This is a genomic window from Parvularculales bacterium, assembly GCA_036881865.1.
Taxonomy (GTDB): Bacteria; Pseudomonadota; Alphaproteobacteria; order JAPOUT01; family JBAJNM01; genus JBAJNM01.
The window spans coordinates 1-17,663 of the sequence record JBAJNM010000039.1; the positions used below are offsets into that span (position 1 = coordinate 1).

Consider the following 17,663-nt stretch of genomic DNA (forward strand, 5'->3'; position numbering starts at 1 on the left):
CCGGCCGGTGATCAGGCTTATATCGTTGAAGGAGTGCCCGAAGCAGGGAGTGAAGTGGTCGCTTCCGACGAACCGGAAGGGCCGTCCCTGGCCATGTTGCTGGCAGAGGCTGATAGCGCATCGGGTCAGAAGGTTGCCAAAAAATGCGTCTCCTGTCACACCTTTACTCAGGGTGGTGCCGATGGCATTGGTCCTAATTTGTGGAATATCGTCAACCGCCCCAAGGCTTCGGGTGACTTTACGTATTCCTCCGCTTTTCGGGAAGCGGAGGGTACGTGGACTTATGAAGATCTGGATGGATTTCTTGCCAAACCCAAACGCTGGATGCCCGGAACCAATATGGCCTTTGCCGGTTTGAGGAAGGCCAACCAGCGTGCCGATGTCATTGTTTATTTGCGCTCTTTGTCTGATGCACCGGCACCCTTGCCGCCTGTAGAAACCGGCACCAGGCAGGATGCAAATGACGAACCGGGGGGACCGGTTGTCGGAAACTGACCACTCCCGTGTGACCGGCAACCCGGACAGGTTCGGGCACACTCTGGCAATAATCCTGACGCTGATCTGGGGTGGACTTTATTGGAGTGAGCAACCCCGGGCACAAACACAGAATCAGGCCCAGCCACAGGTCCATACACAGAAAAGACACGGGCTGTCACTGTTTGGCCCGGTTAAATATCCACCGGACTTTACTCATTACAACTATGTCAATCCGGACGCGCCCAAAGGCGGAACCCTTCGCCTTGGTGTCATTGGCGGGTTTGACAGTCTGAATCCCTTTTTTTTTAAAGGACGTCCGGCGGCGGGGGAAGGGTTGCTGTATGACCCTCTCATGGCCGGAAGCCTTGACGAACCGGCATCGGTATACGGCCTGATTGCCGAAAGTGTAACCTATCCGCCGAACCATTCGTCCGTTACGTTTTACCTGCGCCGTGAGGCCCGGTTTCATGATGGTACGCCCATAACGGCGGCGGACGTGGTGTGGAGTTTTAATGCTCTAAAACAATCCCATCCTTTTTACAGATATTATTATGCTGATGTCACCGGCGGTCATCAGGACGGTCCCCACACGGTTACGTTTGAATTTGCCGTTTCCGGCAACCGGGAGTTACCTCATATTATGGGGCAGTTACCCATCCTGCCCAGCCATTACTGGGCAGACAAGGAGTTTGCCGCCACAACCCTGACACCCCCTCCGGGCAGCGGGGCATACCGTATTGCCGATGTAGATGCCAACCGCACTATTATCTACGAGCGGGTTCGTGACTATTGGGGGGCGAACCTACCCGTGAACCGGGGCAGCCATAATTTTGACCGTATCGTTTTTGACTATTACCGCGATGACACCGCCGCTCTGGAGGCTTTTAAAGCCGGAAAAATAGATTTACGCACTGAGATCAGCGCCCGAAAGTGGAACACCGCCTATAACATTGATCAGGTGGCCCGGGGCGATATTATCCGCCTCATGCCACCGACAGCCAATGTTCAGGGGATGCAGGGATTTGTGTTTAACACCCGCCGGGTAAAATTTTCCGACCCGAAAGTGCGGGAAGCATTTAACTGGGCGTTTGACTTCGAGTGGACAAACAAAGACCGTTTTTACGGTCAGTACGTGCGTCATGACAGCTATTTTGATAATTCGGAGTTGGCCTCTTCCGGCCTTCCATCGGAAGATGAATTGACTCTTTTAGCCCCACACCGGGATCTACTTCCGGCGGCTCTTTTTGAGCAGGCTTATAAAAATCCGGCCACTGACGGATCAGGCCGCAATCGCGGTAATTTACGCACCGCCACACGTCTTTTAGCAGAGGCCGGGTGGCGTCTGGTCGACGGTAACCTTACCCACGAGAAAACCGGCGAGATAATGGAGGTTGAATTTCTTCTCGTTCAGCCCGACTTTGAGCGTGTTGTAACCCCATGGGTTAGCAACCTGGAACGTCTGGGCATCACGGTAACCATACGTATTGTGGATAGTGCCCAATATACAAACCGGCTCGATGATTTTGATTTTGATATCGTCGTGTCTTCATATCCTCAATCTCACTCCCCCGGCAATGAGCAACGTGATTTCTGGGGCAGCGAGGCCGCCCGGCAATCGGGAGGACGAAACCTTGCCGGCATCCAAAGTCCGGTAGTGGATGATCTCATTGAGCAGATTATTTTTGCACCGGACCGCGCAACACAAATCACGGCCGTTCGTGCTCTGGACCGTGTTTTATTATGGAATCATTATGTCGTACCCAATTGGTATGCCCCCACCGGACGTATCGCCCACTGGCGCTACCTCAAACATCCCGACCCCCTGCCCGGCTACTCAATCGGCATGCCGGCGATTTGGTGGCACACCGGCACACCCTGAAAAGGAGGCGCTCTGTGATACGTCTCAGTATACGTCTCAACCCCGGATTTTGCCTTTTAAGCCTCGCGTTTATCGCGTCGGCTCACATTGTGTTGGCTCAACCGGCACACGCTGAAGAAAATGTAAGACTGCATGGACTTTCCATTTTTGGCGATTTAAAATACCCACCGGATTTTACCCATTTTGATTACGTCAATCCTGATGCCCCCAGAGGCGGGATTTTGTCTCATGTGGGAGCTACTGTACAGCTTAATGCCTCGTTTCTTTCTTTTGATTCTCTGAATAATTTTATTTTGAAAGGCAACGCCGCTCAGGGGTTAAATCTGGTATTTGATTCTCTGATGACCCGCGCTTACGATGAGCCGGATGCGATTTATGGCTTGCTCGCCGAAAGCGTCACCCCTGCTGAGGATGGCTCAAGCGTTACCTTTCATCTGCGCCCCTGTATCTATTTTCACGATGGCACGCCTTTAACCTCAGAGGATGTCGCCTTCTCTTTGCTTATACTCAAAGAGCACGGTCATCCCCTGATCTCCCAAAATTTAACGGAGATGTCAGCGGTGAAAACCCCCGACTCCCGTACGGTACAGGTGCATTTTAGTGGCGCTCACTCGCGCGATTTACCGCTGTTTATCGGACAACTGCCGGTGTTTTCAAAAGCGTGGTATGCCACACGTGATTTCACCAAATCCACTTTGGAACCGCCCTTGGGCAGTGGCCCATACCGCGTCGGTAAATTCGATGCGGGACGCTTCATCACCTATGAACGTGTTGAGGGATATTGGGGCCGGGATATTCCGGTTAACCGGGGGCGCTGGAATTTTGATTCTATACGCTTTGAATATTTTCGTGACCGCACCGCCCAGTTTGAAGCCTTTAAGGCGGGTGATTATCTGTTTAGGGAGGAATTTACGTCAAAAGTGTGGGCTACCGAGTATGTTTTTCCGGCGGTTGAAGACGGCCGGGTTAAACGTCTTGTGTTGCACGATGGCAGCCCGTCCGGGGCTCAGGGGTGGTTTATCAACACGCGGCGGAGCAAGTTTGCCGACCCCCGCGTTCGGGAAGCGTTAATTAACGCGTTTGATTTTGAATGGACTAACAAGAACCATTTTTATGGTCTTTATACGCGCACTCACAGTCATTTTGAAAACTCGGCCATGAAGGCCACCGGCCTGCCGGACAATGAGGAACGCCTTCTGCTTGAGCCATGGCAGGACCGGCTGCCGGCAGAGGTGTTTGGCATGCCCTACACGCCTCCCGTAACCGACGGGTCAGGACAGGACAGACAATTACTGCGCAAGGCGGACCGTTTGCTGAAGGAGGCCGGATGGACGGTACAGGATGGCGTCCGCCGCAATGCTAAAGGCGAGAACCTGACGGTCGAGTTTCTCAGTGACACGCCGAGTTTTGAGCGTGTAACGGCAGCCTATATCAAAAACCTCGCTTTGCTGGGGATTGAGGCAACCATCCGGCAGGTGGATTCAGCCCAATATCAGGAGCGCCAGAAACGGTTTGACTTTGACCTTGTGCCGCGGCGGTATTCCATCGCGGTCACCCCCGGAGTTGAATTGAATAATTACTGGACATCTAACACCGCCACTCTGGCCGGAAGCCACAATCTTTCCGGCATTCAAAATCCGATCATTGATGCTCTCACCGAAACCGTGATTAATGCCACGACCCGCCACGGGCAAATAACCGCTGCCCGGGCTCTGGACAGGGTCTTACGGGCCGGACGTTATTGGGTACCGCACTGGTATAAACCATCTCATCATCTGGCTTTTTGGGATTATTTTGACCATCCCGAAACCTCCCCGCCCTATCACCGGGCCGTCCTTGACACCTGGTGGGTAACGGCTGAACAATCCGCCCTCGCCGGTTATCCTGATGGCCCGGCAATAATCCCCACCCCTGCCTGCAAACCGTCCGAATAAACCTGCCCGGTAGCCCGCACTTTTGCCGTAAACTCCTCCCCGCAATAACCCTAACCCGGAGTCTCCCCTCATGCTCTCTTATATTATCCGGCGTCTGGCATTAATGGTTCCGACCATGTTTGGCATTTTGCTGGTGAGTTTTACCATTGTTCAATTTGCCCCCGGTGGGCCGGTGGAACGCATCATAGCCCAGATCACCGGAACCGATGTTTCCGCCACCGCCCGCATCGGAGGAAGCGGCGGGTCCGTTATTGCCAACAACAACCAGAGCCTCTCTGTTTCTCAGGAAGCCACCGGTGGGAAATATCGCGGTGCTCAGGGGCTTGACCCGGAGTTTATCGAAGAACTGGAGCGTCAGTTCGGTTTTGATAAACCCGTCCATGAACGTTTTGCCCTTCTGGTCTGGAATTATATCCGCTTTGATTTTGGCGAGAGCTATTACCGCAACGTCAGTGTTATTGACCTTATTGCGGAAAAACTGCCGGTCTCCATTTCCCTTGGGTTATGGACAACCCTGATAACCTATCTGATTTCTATTCCCCTGGGCATTGCCAAGGCCACAAGGGACGGCATGCCTTTTGATTTATGGACGAGCGCCCTGATTGTTATCGGCTACGCCATTCCGGGTTTTTTGTTTGCCGTATTGTTAATCGTTTTGTTTGCAGGGGGGACGTATTGGGATCTTTTCCCCTTACGCGGCCTGACCTCGGAAAACTGGGATGAGTTAAGCACCGCCGGACGTATTCTGGATTATTTTTGGCATCTCGTCCTCCCCGTGATCTCTATGGTCATCGGCGCTTTTGCCACCATGACGCTGCTTACCAAGAATTCGTTTCTGGATGAGATAAGAAAACATTACGTCATTACCGCCCGCGCCAAAGGCCTGTCGGAAAGACGTGTTCTCTACGGCCATGTTTTTCGCAACGCCATGTTGATTGTCATTGCCGGATTTCCCGGTGCTTTCATCAGTGTATTTTTTGTTGGTTCCCTGTTGATTGAGACTATTTTCTCGCTGGATGGCTTAGGGTTGCTCTCGTATGAATCCATCATCAACAGAGATTATCCGGTAGTATTTGCCTCACTTTATATTTTTGGTCTTCTGGGGCTTGTCATTACGCTGGTAAGCGATTTGACATACACATGGATTGACCCCCGCATTGATTTTGAAAGCCGGGGGCGTTAAGAGAGATGACTGCCTCACGGCGCCCGCCGGGGCTTTCTCCCTTAAACCGTCGCCGCCTTGATAATTTCAGGGCCAACCGGCGGGGCTGGTGGTCGCTTTGGATTTTCGCCGTTTTGTTTGTCCTGTCTCTGTTTGCCGAATTTATAGCAAACAACAAACCCCTTTATCTTCACTATGAGGGGCAATCATGGTTTCCGGTCTTTGTAAGTTATCCCGAAACCGCCTTTGGCGGCGATTTTGAAACAGAGGCTGACTACCGTGACCCTTACGTTCAGTCTTTGATTGAAGATAACGGCGGATGGATGATCTGGCCCCCCATTCGCTATAGTTACAACACCATAAATCTCAATTTACCGGTTCCGGCTCCCGCCCCTCCCAGTGCCGAAAACTGGCTCGGTACAGACGATCAGGGCCGTGATGTTGTCGCCCGTGTGATTTACGGGTTTCGTTTGTCGGTACTGTTTGGACTGACCTTAACGTTTTTCTCTTCAATCGTCGGCATTGCCGCCGGAGGTATACAGGGATATTTCGGCGGCTGGACCGATCTTATTTTTCAACGCGTCATTGAAATCTGGAATAGTGTACCGTCCCTCTACCTGCTGATTATTATCGCCGCTATTATTGAACCGAACTTCTGGATATTACTTGGTATTCTTTTGCTATTCAGCTGGGTAGCCCTTGTGGGGGTGGTGCGTGCCGAGTTTTTACGGGCACGTAATTTTGAATATATCATGGCAGCACGTGCATTGGGCGTTGGCAACATCACCATCATGACCCGGCACATGCTGCCCAATGCCATGGTCGCCACGCTTACTTTTATGCCTTTTATCCTGAACGGCTCTATTGCAACCCTGACCTCCCTTGATTTTCTCGGGTTCGGCCTGCCTCCCGGCTCTCCTTCTCTTGGTGAATTGCTGGCGCAGGGCAAGGCCAACCTACAGGCACCGTGGCTTGGTTTCACGAGTTTTTTCACCATTGCAATCATGTTGTCTTTGCTGGTGTTTGTGGGCGAGGCCGTCCGGGATGCTTTTGACCCCCGCAAGAGTTTGACGGAGGGTTCCTCATGATGGCGGAGCCGGTTTTAGATATCAAAAATCTGTCCGTCAGTTTTCGTGATGGCGCACAGGAAACCCCTGCTGTCCGGGGTGTGTCTTTTCATATCAATCCGGGCGAGACGGTGGCGCTTGTGGGCGAGTCGGGGTCAGGGAAATCTGTCACGGCCCTGTCTATCCTGAAACTTCTGCCCTATCCGGCAGCGCACCATCCCTCAGGCGAGATTGTCCACCACGGTCATAATCTGATGACCATGGACTCCCGTGATTTACGCGCCATCCGGGGCAACCGGATTTCCATGATTTTTCAGGAACCCATGACCTCTCTTAACCCGTTGCACACCATAGGACGGCAGGTAGGAGAGGCCCTGACCATTCATCAGGGACTTCGGAGACCTAAGGTGCGCGAAGGCAGCATAGACTTGCTGGAGCGTGTCGGCATTCCCGATGCTGCCTCACGCTTTTCATCTTATCCTCATCAACTATCGGGCGGTCAGCGTCAACGGGTGATGATTGCCATGGCTCTGGCCAACCGGCCTGATCTTTTAATAGCCGATGAGCCGACAACCGCTCTGGATGTCACCGTGCAGGCCCGCATATTGACGCTTCTGCAGAATTTGCGCCGTGAGATGGGTATGGCGATGTTGCTGATTACCCATGACCTTGGGGTAGTCAGAAAAATGGCGGACAGGGTATGCGTGATGACCGGCGGAAAAATTGTAGAGCAGGGACCCATAACCCGGATCTTTGAAAACCCGCGCCATGAATATACACGACATCTTCTCAACTCGGAGCCGGAAGGGCGCGCACCGGACACACCCGCCGACGCCCCCGTGGTTATGAATGCGCAAAATATTAAAGTATGGTTTCCCGTTAAGCGTGGTCTTATGCGCCGCACGGTGGATCATATCAAGGCAGTCAATGATGTTTCGCTTTGCGTACGGGCGGGTCATACGGTCGGAGTTGTCGGAGAGTCGGGAAGCGGCAAGACAACTCTGGCGCAGGCTTTATTGCGTCTTGTGCCGAGTCAGGGCGGGATAGACCTTCAACAACAGCAGATTTCCGGACTTGGTGAGAAGAGCATCCGGCCGAAACGCCGTGATATGCAAATTGTATTTCAGGACCCTTATGGTTCCCTGAGCCCGAGAATGTCGGTTGAGCGTATTATCGAGGAGGGCCTGCAGATTCACGAACCCCGCCTTAATGCCCGGGAGCGTCTGGAGAGAGTACACAATGTTCTTGAGGAGGTCGGTTTAGATCCCGGTCTTGATAACCGTTATCCTCACGAGTTTTCCGGTGGCCAGCGCCAACGCATTGCCATAGCCCGTGCTCTGGTTTTGAACCCCCGCTTTATGGTCCTTGACGAACCCACCAGCGCTCTTGATATGTCCGTGCAAACGCAGATCATCCGTTTGCTGCTCGCCTTGCAGAAGCGGTACAATCTGGCCTATCTGTTTATCAGTCACGACCTTAAAGTCGTGCGTGCTTTAGCGGATAGCGTGATTGTCATGCGTGACGGACAAATTGTAGAACAGGGAGCGGCAGATGATATTTTTGACCGCCCGCAGATAGAGTACACCCGCGCTCTTATGGCAGCAGCGTTCGCGCTGGAAACGGAAGCTCAAGTCTGACGTGGCATTATTGTTTTACTCTTTTATGGGTGCGGGGCATTTATGGATTGATGAATTGTGCCGCCTTGACCCCTCTCTTGAAGTGCGGTCTCTGGAAGGCGATGAGTCTTTGAGTCCGGAGGCCATTCACGACATCACCTACGCCGTGGTCTGGAGGCCGCCCCACGGCCTTCTGGCATCATTACCACACTTAAAGGCCGTGTTTTCTCTGGGAGCCGGCGTCGATAGCATAATGGCCGACCCCTCCCTGCCGGATATTCCTGTCGTACGTTCCGTCTCGCCTGATTTAACCGCCCGTATGAGCGAATATGTCGTGTTGCAAACTCTTTATCACCACCGCCGCATGACGGACTACAGCGCCCTGAAGAGTCTTGCCAAGTGGCGGTATTTGCATCAGCCTGCTGCCTCCGAGGTACGGGTTGGTGTGCTGGGGTTAGGCGTGTTGGGCATGGATGCCGCCCGTAAGCTCTCCATGCTGGGCTTTCAGGTGGCGGGATGGAGCCGTACGCCAAAAAGTGAGCCTGATATTGACTGCTTCACCGGCGATGATGAATTCCCTTCTTTTCTGGCCCGCACCGATATTCTTATCTGTTTACTCCCCTTAACGGAGGCCACAAGGGGGATTCTTAATAAAGATACATTTAGCCGCCTGCCTCAGGATGGTGCAGGCCGGGGGCCGGTGATCATCAACGCAGCCCGCGGGGGCCATCAGGTAGAGGCTGATATTCTCGCAGCCCTGAACGACGGCATTTTGTCCGGTGTTTCTCTTGACGTCTTTGAAGAAGAGCCCCTGCCCGAAACAAGCCCTCTCTGGCAGCATGAGCGGGCCGTCATAACTCCCCATGTTGCCAGCATCAGCGACCCGAAATCCATTTGCCGTATCATTATTGACAACATCAGGAGATCAGAAAGCGGGCACCCTTTGGAGAATGTGGTTGACCGCACACAGGGCTATTAAAACAACAACGGCAAGCCGTGTATTTCAGCTTGCCATCGCTATCATTAATGACTTCAACCTGCTTAATCACAAGCGGAATTTGGGTGATAACCGGGATCCCAGCCCTCAACAAAACAATCCCAGCCATCCCCGGCATGAGCAGGAGTAGTCGTCAAAGTGACCGGTCCGCTAAGAGCGAAGGCCATTAAAGCGGCAATCGAAAACAATGTTAAAGATTTCATTTTTTTATCTCCTATTTAGTAAATTAACAACACCTGTGGTGGTGCTTCAATTTCCTGCATCACAACTCCTCCTAAGAGGCCCCCCGAAGGGCAGGTGCTCCAGCAGGAGAAAGATGCCAATCCGTCAACAATCCCATTGTATGCTTGTGAGGTCAATGTTTGAGGTCTTTGGGTTGTTGGTAATTCTTGGCGTATATCGGGGGGTTTTTTAGGCTATCTTTTTTGTGATACAGAGTTGATACGCTTGATAGTGCGGGGCGGGCCAATGCGCTCTGTAGTCTTGCCTAACGACTCTACCACCACCTGCATGTGATGGCCGCTGGCATGCAACATCCGTGCATCATCTGCCATGATGCCCACATGGCCCGGCCAGAACAATAAATCGCCGCGCCTGAAGGCCGCCCCTTCGGCAACCCCCTCCCCTAAAGCCTCTTCCTGCATGTCCGCATCCCGCGGGCAAGCCTTTCCCGCCGCCATCAGACCCATACTCACAAGACCGGAACAGTCCACCCCCAGAGCACTGCGCCCTCCCCACAAATAGGGCACGCCCGTGAGGTGCGCTGCAATCTCTACAAAATCTGCCGCCTGTTGATCGGCTTCAACGCAATGGGCGGCAAAGATATAACCCCCTCCCTGACAGGGATAAAAATCCCCCTCCCGCACCCCGAGAACAAGCCGTGCGTTAAGGCCGGGCTGACTGACAACGGCAGATTTAATATCCGGTGCTTCATAGATAAAAGTAGATAAAACACTCACCCTGTGGGTTGGAGGAACATTTTCCCGCGACAGATGATCCGCCGCTACATATCCCACATAATCATCGTAAGCAGACTGCCCCCACGCCCATCCGTCATGTTCATCGTAAATTGTGAATCCTTCGCCCATCAGCAGCTGGCTATCCATAGGCGCAACCGGAGAAGCCTCCCGAAAGAGAGAGGTCACCGGTTCCTTTACACGGACCTCCCGCCCTTCTACGTAGCGTGGTGCTTTGATCTGTCCTTTAAGACAAGCGGCCGCAAGGTCACCCCGCGCCGGTGTCAGACGGGGGTCAGTAACCTGTTTGTTCATGACCATAACGCTCCACAAGCAAACTGAACAAAGCGCGTATGGCTTGTGCCTCACCCCCTACCGGACAACCGGGCGAGGCTTCCGGATTCCAGCCGTATAAATCAAAATGCACATAACGGGCAGCACGTTCTACAAACCGGCACAGAAACAACGCCGCCGTGATAGAACCCGCAAAACCTCCCTTGCTTATATTATTCATGTCGGCGACCGGACTATCAAGCAGGCGGGCGTACGGCATCCAGAGAGGCAGGCGCCACAACGGGTCTATCGTCTTCCCGCTATGACGAAGCAACGCATCGGCTAAAACATCATCATGAGTAAAAAACGGCGTGATATCCGGCCCCATGGCAACCCGCGCCGCGCCTGTCAGGGTAGCCATGTCAATGAGAAGGTCCGGTTCCTCTTCATCCGCCAACGCCAGAGCGTCAGACAGAATAAGCCGCCCTTCCGCATCCGTATTGCCTACCTCAACGCTGATCCCCTTGCGGCCCGTAATAATATCGCCGGGCCTCATGGCGCCCCGCCCAATACCATTTTCCACGGCCGGCACCAACACCCGCAAACGCACCGGCAGCTGCGCCGCCATAATCATCTCCCCCAGTGCTATAACGCACGCCGCGCCGCCCATGTCTTTTTTCATCAGCCCCATGCCGGAGGCCGGTTTTATATCCAGACCGCCACTGTCAAAACAGACTCCCTTGCCTACCAATGTCACCTGTGGAGCCGTTTCATCCCCCCACGTCAAATCCAGCAAACGCGGCTCCTGTTCCCCCACCGCCCCCACTGCATGAATAAGTGAAAACCCCTGCTGCAATAACGCCTCCCCTGCCGTCACGGACAATGAAGCCTCATAACGAGCCGCCATACCCACCAAAATATCCTCCAGCGCATCCGGCCCCATATCATTGGCGGGCGTGTTAATCATATCCCGCACCTGCCACACGGCATGCGCCTCACGCCTGACCGCCTCCCCGTCTACACCCTGCGGTAAAACAAGACGGGGTATTGCCGGTGACTTGGGCTTTTTATAACGGGCAAACCCATAACACCCCATAGCCCAGCCCAGTGCCATGTGAGTGGCCGTTTCAGGGTCGGGACTGCCCGCGATGCGGTAATCCCCCGGGGGCACAAGAGCCGGCACGGCACAATAAACACGCTGCCTTGCATAAGCCCGTCCCGTCTCTTCTTTATCGCCCCCCAGACCTGCCAGAACGCCTGATAACTCCCCTCCGGACCCGGGCAACAACAGAACACGACCCCGCCCGGCATTAAAATCCGCCGTCTGACTCCACGAGGCATCGGTGCCCGCGTGGTCAACACGCCACGCCTCCAGACGGTCTTGCGATACTAGCCAAACCGGTGTGGCCGGATAATCCTGATCATCAATAAACAAGTCAGACAAAACGTCAGCCATCATATAACACGCCCATTTCAACATAAAACCGCAAAGCACCCGGGTGTAACAAAATGGGAACACCCCTTACGGCATTATCAAGGGTGATAGATTGACCTTTATCATGATCGGATTCAAGTGCCGGTTTGTTAGCACTGTCAAACAATGCTCTGGTGATATTATAGATGAGCTCTTCGTCAGCGTTCTTGTTGACAACCCAAAGGGCTCCGACAGACAGGGTCTTTATGTCACCAATGTCCTTGTATGTCCCGGCAGAAATAACCGTCGGAGCCAGAAACCTGTAGTCCTCCGTTAAACGGTCAACGGACGTACCTTCAACAGGAATAAGAGTAATAGCACCACGATTTGCAAGGTCGGTAATCGCAGGAACCGGAGTCCCTGCCACCACAAAAAAGGCATCAAGTTCATCTCTTAATATCATGTCGGAAGCAACGGAACTATTGACGCTAATAATATCCATCCGGCTTAAGCGCAGACCATAAGCTTTTAGAATAATCTCGGCATCCGCCCGCGTTCCCGACCCGGGCAGGTCAAGAGAAACGCGCTTGCCGTGCAAATCTTCAATGCGCGTGATGCCTGCATCCTTACGCACCGCCAGATGCATCGCTTCCGGATATAAATTGGCAATGACCCGCAAATTATTCAAAGGCCGCTCGCCGGCAAAAAAACGCTCTCCGGTGAATGCGGCATAAACCACATCGGCCTGTGCCAGAGCAGAGTCAATCTGTCCACTATTAACAATGCGGACATTCGCCACCGACCCCGGAGACGTTTTGGCATTGGCGATCAGGTTCGGCACACCGCAGCGCTCACCGGTAGCACAGGACTCGGCTCCCGGCGGCTGACTGATCACGGAAGCAATCATCCGCCCGACCGGGAAATACGTACCCGCCGTGGATCCTGTAGCAATGGTGAAAAACGTAACGTCCGGCTCCACCAGAACCGGCGGTGAGGGGTCCGTAAACCACGTATAAAGCCCGCCGGCCGCCGCAATAAGCCCCACGAGTACAATCCATCCCCAACGCCTCATGATTGAGCGGATACGTTTCACGATTTTTTCCATATTGTGCCCCTATCGCCCCTCAATTCCAGATAAATAAAACGTCTCATCTCCAAGTATATATAATGAGTCAGCGGCGGTCTCCTGTAACTTAATATCAAGTTGTGGATACTGTGACGCCTTTGGAACGGGCCGCAGGCCGCCCCCGTATCGGCTAAGGATATATAAAAACACCCCGAATATCGGGGCATTATTTTTTGACTCGACCTCACGGCACCCCTGTGCCACCCTTGGGGGGTGGATGGCTTCTGCCATAAAAGAAATAGGAGGAAACTGTGAAAGAATATCTCAAATTCTACATCAATGGCCAATGGGTGGACCCCATAACACCGAAGACTCTTGATGTTATCAATCCGGCAACGGAAGAGCCCGTAGGCCGCATCAGCATGGGTAGTGCGCAGGACGTAGACAAGGCCGTTGCGGCGGCCTGTGAGGCTTTCGAGTCTTATTCACAAACCAGCCGCGATGACCGCATCGCCCTGCTGGAGAAAATCGTTGAAATCTACAAATCCCGCTACGATGAGTTTGCCGAAACCATCTCTCTTGAAATGGGTGCGCCCATCTGGCTGTCAAAGGCAGCGCAGGCGGCCACCGGTCTGGGCCACTTTGGCCAAATCCTTGGCATTTTGAAGGAGTACAAGTTTGAAGAAGCTCAGGGCAAGACCAAAATTCTCAAAGAACCCGTCGGCGTGTGCGGCTTTATTACGCCGTGGAACTGGCCCGTAAACCAGATCAGTTGCAAAGTGGCCCCCGCACTGGCGGCAGGATGCACCATGGTGCTGAAGCCCAGCGAAATTGCTCCTTTGAATGCCGGTATGCTGGCCGAGGTGTTTGACGCAGCCGGCATTCCGGCAGGCGTGTTCAATATGATCAACGGTGACGGTCCTACCGTAGGGGCCGCTCTTTCATGTCATCCTGACATTGACATGATGTCGTTTACCGGCTCCACCCGGGCCGGTATCGAGGTGGCACGGGCCTCTGCCGATACGGTCAAACGGGTCGCGCAGGAGCTGGGTGGAAAGTCCGCCAACATCATTCTGGATGATGCGGACTTCTCCAGTGCCGTCGCCGGTGGTGTCAAGAACTGCTTCACCAATAGCGGCCAGTCATGCAATGCCCCCACACGGATGCTGGTGCCGTCCACCCTCCACGACAAGGCCGTGGAGATTGCCCGTGAAGCGGCCGAGGAAGTCAAAGCAGGCGACCCCTTTACCGATGGCACGGTCATCGGTCCGGTTGTGAGCGAAACCCAGTACGACAAAATTCAGGGCCTTATTGAAAAAGGCATGGAGGAAGGCGCGGAACTGGTAACCGGCGGTCCCGGACGGCCGGACGGTCTCAATAAGGGCTATTACGTGCGTCCTACGGTGTTCGCCAATGTGAGCAATGATATGACCATCGCCCGCGAGGAAATTTTCGGGCCGGTCCTCTCCATTCTCCCTTATGGAGACGAGGAGGAAGCCGTTACCATCGCTAATGACACGGACTACGGCCTGTCGGGCTATGTGTCGTCCGGCAACCCGGAGCGTGCGGAACAGGTAGCGGGCCGGTTGCGCACCGGTAATGTGCATATCAACGGCGCCGGGCCCGATTTTGGCGCTCCCTTTGGCGGATATAAGAAATCCGGCAATGGACGTGAATGGGGCTCCCATGGTTTTGAGGAGTTCCTTGAGACCAAGGCGGTTATGACTCAATAATAATATAAGGGAACAGTATAAAAAAACGGCAGGCCTGATATTTCGGCCTGCCGTTTTTTATTCCATCAGATAATGGGAACCATTTAATTATTCTACGGTTGGAAGGTTGGGATTAGGATTGCCCTCGTCATCGTGGTAATTACACTGACCGAAGACACAGCCGACCCAATCATCACCGGCATGAGCGGGAGTCATGAAATCATACCGGATGTCATCAACCAGTCCGAAAACGGGATCCTCATACTGAGGGTTGCCATGATCGTCATAACACCCTGTATCGGGGCACCGGAGCCAACGGTCTCCGGCATACTTCAACTCATCAAGCTGCGGTATCAGAGAGCTCTGACAATCAGCATGGTCACTTCCGGTGATGCCACAGTAAACATCTTCGAGAAAATCATTGGCATGAACGGGAGTTGCCGTAAAAACTACCGGCCCGCTAAAAGCGAAGGCCATCACAAGGGCGATTGCTGCCACCGCAAGTGCCCTTGAACGAAGTGAAAGCGATGCTGTTAGACTCTTCATAAGCTGTCTCCTTTTTTGTGAATTATAGTCTTAAATAAGCTAATCTCTTTATTATTCCCAAGGCTTCCATCCCACTTCCGGCCTCGGTTTGGGAGCGTCACCTCCGGATCCGGGGTAGGAAGCACAACTAGCGAACCAGTCGCCGCATTCATCGCCGGCATGAGCGGGTGTAACAAAACCGAGATCCATTTCTCCGAGCAGACCGCGATAGCTCCTTTCACCCCCGGAACCGCAACCATCAACACCGCCACAGAGCCACTCTGAGAACGCATTATCTCCGGCATGAGCAGGACCGCCAAAAGAAAAAGTCATCGTAAGTGCAAAGGCTATAGCTGTTAAAGTTTTTATGAGTTGTCTCCTTCATTTTCAAGAGCACCCCTTACGGGAAACCATAAACTCTTACTCTATCAGATAACCGTATAGACTCTCATCAAATGCCGGTCACGTTTTATTTATTTTGAGGCCGCTAAAAGCAAGGGCCATCACAAGAGCCGCAGCCGTCACCGCAGGTGCCCTTGAACAAAGTGAAAGCAATGTTGTTAAATATTTCATTTTTTCTCCATAAATTGTTAGTCAGAGCCAAGCTTCCGGCTCACCATAGATGTGCCGGAAGGTGTTGATGCAGGGGTTCCTGTCAGGGAGGGATCGGCATTGCACCGGGTTAAATAGGCCGATGGACTATTTAACGGGAGAATTTAGGGTGGCCGGCAGTCTGGCCGGTTTAGGCGTAAAAAATCAAAAAAAACGGCAAGCCGAAATATTCGGCTTGCCGTTATCGCCTTGTTGTCAATGTATCGGAATTGGAAGAGGTCTAATTATTCCGTTTTCCTCAACAAGTCGAACTATTTTCGCCTTTTACGACGGTGTTACCACCCTACTTCGCCTCTGTTGACCGTGGAGCCATCCGAGTTGTAACACACATCAGCGATGCACTCGTCCAGCCAGTCGCCAGCATGGGCCGGAGTAACCAAACTAAACGGCATGCTATCAAGCAACCCGTTGGAGGCAGCTTCATCATCGCACTGGGAGTAGCCCGTTATAGCCCCCCAGCAGTGCCAGCGGTCCCCGGCATCAGCGGGAGTAGCCGTCAAAACCACAGGTGCACTAAAAGCAAAGGCCATCACAAGGGCGATTGAAAGTGCTGTTAGTGTTCTCATAACTATTCTCCCTGGTTTGTTTGTTTCGGGACATTGATTTTTAACGCCCATAAATTCAGTACACCGATGCTACCGCATAACCGTACAATAGCCTCATCAAATGAGGGTCACGTTGTTGTGTAGTTTAAAGGAGATCCGTGTGCTTGCGTGAGGCGGGTCACGTTTTAATTACCGGAGTTGATGAAATCATATAACCAAAAACGGCGGGCCGAATATCGTGGCCCGCCGCTTTTTTCATCCTGTTGTTGTTATCTCTTTGTTCTTTGAACCCGTTTAATTATGCAGCTTCGCCGGGAGCGCTACCCGTAAGGGCCTCAGAAGACAACTCATCCATGTCGTCAAGCAACCCTCTGGATTGGTTTTTTTCCTCGCATTGGGAGTAGCCCGTTGTCGGCCCCCAGCAGTGGGAGCGGTCCATGGCATCAGCGGGAGTAGCCGTCAAAACCACCGGTCCGCTAAAGGCGAATGCTGTCACCAGTGCAAAGATATAAGCTGCTAAGGTTTGCTGCCGCTTCGCGCCAGATCTGCCTTGCAGAGCATGTTTTATCTTCATAATAAACATCCTTTCTTAATGTCAGTTTAAGGATATTGACCTTCCGAGTGTCTATAAAATACGGCATAGATTCGGCATGCCGCTGAGTGTTATATCGTGTTTATATCGTGAAATAGCAGGAAAGCCTCATCAAATGCCGGTCACGTTTTATTTATTTTGAATATGAGACCCGGGCGCTTGCGCGAGGAGGGTCACGTTACTGTGTATAAAAATGTGACCTGCGTCAGAATTTCAACCCCCCATATCGGCTCCGGGTATATTAATGGGTATAAAAAAGAAAACGGCAGGCCGGGTGTAGCGGCCTGCCGTTAGTGTCGTTATCTTTCCGGAATGAGGAGCCGTTACTCCAGATCTCCACGCGACGGTACTTCAGGAAAAGTGCCGGGAGGCATATGATGATCGTCACATCCAAAGTAGCCGCACGGAATTTGATCACCGGCGTGAGCGGGGGTGACGATGCTCAATTCATCGAGCAGGCTGCCATGCTCCTCAATCGCTTCAAGGTCGTTGATGAGGTTTAAACCACCTCCACCGCCTTCCCACCAGTTCTCGATGGTGTTGCCCCAGGAATCAAACTCCCTGCGGAATCCATCTCCGACATGGGTCGCATAAGCAGGGGTGATGATGCTTAATTCATCAAGCAGGCCGCCTTCCGTTACGGGGTCCTTGTCACACAAATACCAGCACGACGGATCATTGCCGGCGTGCTCTTCAATCACTTCGAGGTCGTTGATGAGGTTTAAACCACCTCCACCGCCTTCCCACCAGTTCTCAATAGTGTTGCCCCAGGAATCAAACTCCCTGCGGAATCCATCTCCGACATGGGTCGCATAAGCGGGAGTGATGATGCTTAA

The 17,663-nt window shown here is 53.0% G+C and carries 17 protein-coding genes; 8 read left to right on the forward strand and 9 right to left on the reverse strand.

The genetic code is table 11. The features are described from left to right. The 7 genes from V6Z81_08215 to V6Z81_08245 form a co-directional block, all read left to right on the forward strand. On the forward strand, nt 1-495 hold a 495-nt coding region (locus V6Z81_08215; GenBank protein MEG9862448.1), incomplete at its 5' end, for a cytochrome c family protein. Further along, nucleotides 461-2,356: an extracellular solute-binding protein gene (locus V6Z81_08220; GenBank protein ID MEG9862449.1), complete on the forward strand. Its 1,896-nt coding sequence runs from the start codon at nt 461-463 to the stop codon at nt 2,354-2,356. The genes V6Z81_08215 and V6Z81_08220, both read left to right, overlap by 35 nt. Before the next feature lie 14 nt (nt 2,357-2,370). Then, nucleotides 2,371-4,290, forward strand: a complete 1,920-nt coding sequence (locus tag V6Z81_08225) for an extracellular solute-binding protein (protein MEG9862450.1) — start codon at nt 2,371-2,373, stop codon at nt 4,288-4,290. Between the two features lie 70 nt (nt 4,291-4,360). After that, nucleotides 4,361-5,473, forward strand: a complete 1,113-nt coding sequence (locus V6Z81_08230; protein ID MEG9862451.1) for a microcin C ABC transporter permease YejB — start codon at nt 4,361-4,363, stop codon at nt 5,471-5,473. Nucleotides 5,474-5,478: 5 nt separating this feature from the next. Then, nucleotides 5,479-6,540: an ABC transporter permease gene (locus tag V6Z81_08235; protein ID MEG9862452.1), complete on the forward strand. Its 1,062-nt coding sequence runs from the start codon at nt 5,479-5,481 to the stop codon at nt 6,538-6,540. After that, on the forward strand, nt 6,537-8,156 hold the full coding sequence (locus tag V6Z81_08240; protein ID MEG9862453.1) for an ABC transporter ATP-binding protein: 1,620 nt from the start codon (nt 6,537-6,539) through the stop codon (nt 8,154-8,156). Before V6Z81_08235 ends, V6Z81_08240 begins: the two co-directional genes overlap by 4 nt. A 1-nt stretch (nt 8,157) precedes the next feature. Continuing rightward, on the forward strand, nt 8,158-9,114 hold the full coding sequence (locus V6Z81_08245) for a glyoxylate/hydroxypyruvate reductase A (GenBank protein ID MEG9862454.1): 957 nt from the start codon (nt 8,158-8,160) through the stop codon (nt 9,112-9,114). 62 nt (nt 9,115-9,176) lie between these two features. Here V6Z81_08245 and V6Z81_08250 read toward each other — a convergent pair whose 3' ends face one another. The 4 genes from V6Z81_08250 to V6Z81_08265 form a co-directional block, all read right to left on the reverse strand. After that, complete coding sequence (locus V6Z81_08250; GenBank protein ID MEG9862455.1) at nt 9,177-9,335, reverse strand: hypothetical protein; 159 nt, start codon at nt 9,333-9,335, stop codon at nt 9,177-9,179. A 213-nt stretch (nt 9,336-9,548) separates the two neighbouring features. Beyond that, on the reverse strand, nt 9,549-10,403 hold the full coding sequence (locus tag V6Z81_08255) for a C40 family peptidase (GenBank protein ID MEG9862456.1): 855 nt from the start codon (nt 10,401-10,403) through the stop codon (nt 9,549-9,551). Continuing rightward, nucleotides 10,384-11,820, reverse strand: a complete 1,437-nt coding sequence (locus V6Z81_08260; protein ID MEG9862457.1) for a leucyl aminopeptidase family protein — start codon at nt 11,818-11,820, stop codon at nt 10,384-10,386. Before V6Z81_08260 ends, V6Z81_08255 begins: the two co-directional genes overlap by 20 nt. Beyond that, nucleotides 11,810-12,880, reverse strand: a complete 1,071-nt coding sequence (locus tag V6Z81_08265) for a TAXI family TRAP transporter solute-binding subunit (GenBank protein ID MEG9862458.1) — start codon at nt 12,878-12,880, stop codon at nt 11,810-11,812. Before V6Z81_08265 ends, V6Z81_08260 begins: the two co-directional genes overlap by 11 nt. Before the next feature lie 272 nt (nt 12,881-13,152). On the opposite strand from V6Z81_08265, the gene V6Z81_08270 reads away from it, so the two are divergent. Continuing rightward, entirely contained in the window at nt 13,153-14,574 is a 1,422-nt protein-coding gene (locus V6Z81_08270) for an aldehyde dehydrogenase family protein (protein MEG9862459.1), read from the forward strand. Nucleotides 14,575-14,661: 87 nt separating this feature from the next. Here the strand turns inward: V6Z81_08270 and V6Z81_08275 are convergent, their stop codons facing one another. From V6Z81_08275 to V6Z81_08295, 5 genes are all read right to left on the reverse strand, one after another. Next, nucleotides 14,662-15,099 (reverse strand): hypothetical protein, encoded by a 438-nt coding sequence (locus V6Z81_08275; GenBank protein MEG9862460.1) that lies wholly within the window; start codon nt 15,097-15,099, stop codon nt 14,662-14,664. A gap of 51 nt (nt 15,100-15,150) precedes the next feature. Beyond that, complete coding sequence (locus tag V6Z81_08280; protein ID MEG9862461.1) at nt 15,151-15,411, reverse strand: hypothetical protein; 261 nt, start codon at nt 15,409-15,411, stop codon at nt 15,151-15,153. 554 nt (nt 15,412-15,965) lie between these two features. Further along, nucleotides 15,966-16,256 (reverse strand): hypothetical protein, encoded by a 291-nt coding sequence (locus tag V6Z81_08285; GenBank protein ID MEG9862462.1) that lies wholly within the window; start codon nt 16,254-16,256, stop codon nt 15,966-15,968. Between the two features lie 277 nt (nt 16,257-16,533). Continuing rightward, entirely contained in the window at nt 16,534-16,809 is a 276-nt protein-coding gene (locus V6Z81_08290; GenBank protein ID MEG9862463.1) for a hypothetical protein, read from the reverse strand. 341 nt (nt 16,810-17,150) lie between these two features. Then, nucleotides 17,151-17,663 (reverse strand): hypothetical protein (locus V6Z81_08295; GenBank protein ID MEG9862464.1); only part of this gene is annotated, 513 nt, incomplete at its 5' end.

Excerpts from the sequence above, each read along its gene's own strand:
- V6Z81_08250 (MEG9862455.1), bottom strand. The coding sequence starts at position 9,335 with ATGAAATCTTTAACATTGTTTTCGATTGCCGCTTTAATGGCCTTCGCT.
- V6Z81_08285 (MEG9862462.1), bottom strand. The coding sequence starts at position 16,256 with ATGAGAACACTAACAGCACTTTCAATCGCCCTTGTGATGGCCTTTGCT.
- V6Z81_08240 (MEG9862453.1), top strand. The coding sequence starts at position 6,537 with ATGATGGCGGAGCCGGTTTTAGATATCAAAAATCTGTCCGTCAGTTTT.
- V6Z81_08220 (MEG9862449.1), top strand. The coding sequence starts at position 461 with ATGACGAACCGGGGGGACCGGTTGTCGGAAACTGACCACTCCCGTGTG.
- V6Z81_08265 (MEG9862458.1), bottom strand. The coding sequence starts at position 12,880 with ATGGAAAAAATCGTGAAACGTATCCGCTCAATCATGAGGCGTTGGGGA.
- V6Z81_08255 (MEG9862456.1), bottom strand. The coding sequence starts at position 10,403 with ATGAACAAACAGGTTACTGACCCCCGTCTGACACCGGCGCGGGGTGAC.
- V6Z81_08280 (MEG9862461.1), bottom strand. The coding sequence starts at position 15,411 with ATGACTTTTTCTTTTGGCGGTCCTGCTCATGCCGGAGATAATGCGTTC.
- V6Z81_08235 (MEG9862452.1), top strand. The coding sequence starts at position 5,479 with ATGACTGCCTCACGGCGCCCGCCGGGGCTTTCTCCCTTAAACCGTCGC.
- V6Z81_08230 (MEG9862451.1), top strand. The coding sequence starts at position 4,361 with ATGCTCTCTTATATTATCCGGCGTCTGGCATTAATGGTTCCGACCATG.
- V6Z81_08275 (MEG9862460.1), bottom strand. The coding sequence starts at position 15,099 with ATGAAGAGTCTAACAGCATCGCTTTCACTTCGTTCAAGGGCACTTGCG.
- V6Z81_08290 (MEG9862463.1), bottom strand. The coding sequence starts at position 16,809 with ATGAAGATAAAACATGCTCTGCAAGGCAGATCTGGCGCGAAGCGGCAG.
- V6Z81_08260 (MEG9862457.1), bottom strand. The coding sequence starts at position 11,820 with ATGATGGCTGACGTTTTGTCTGACTTGTTTATTGATGATCAGGATTAT.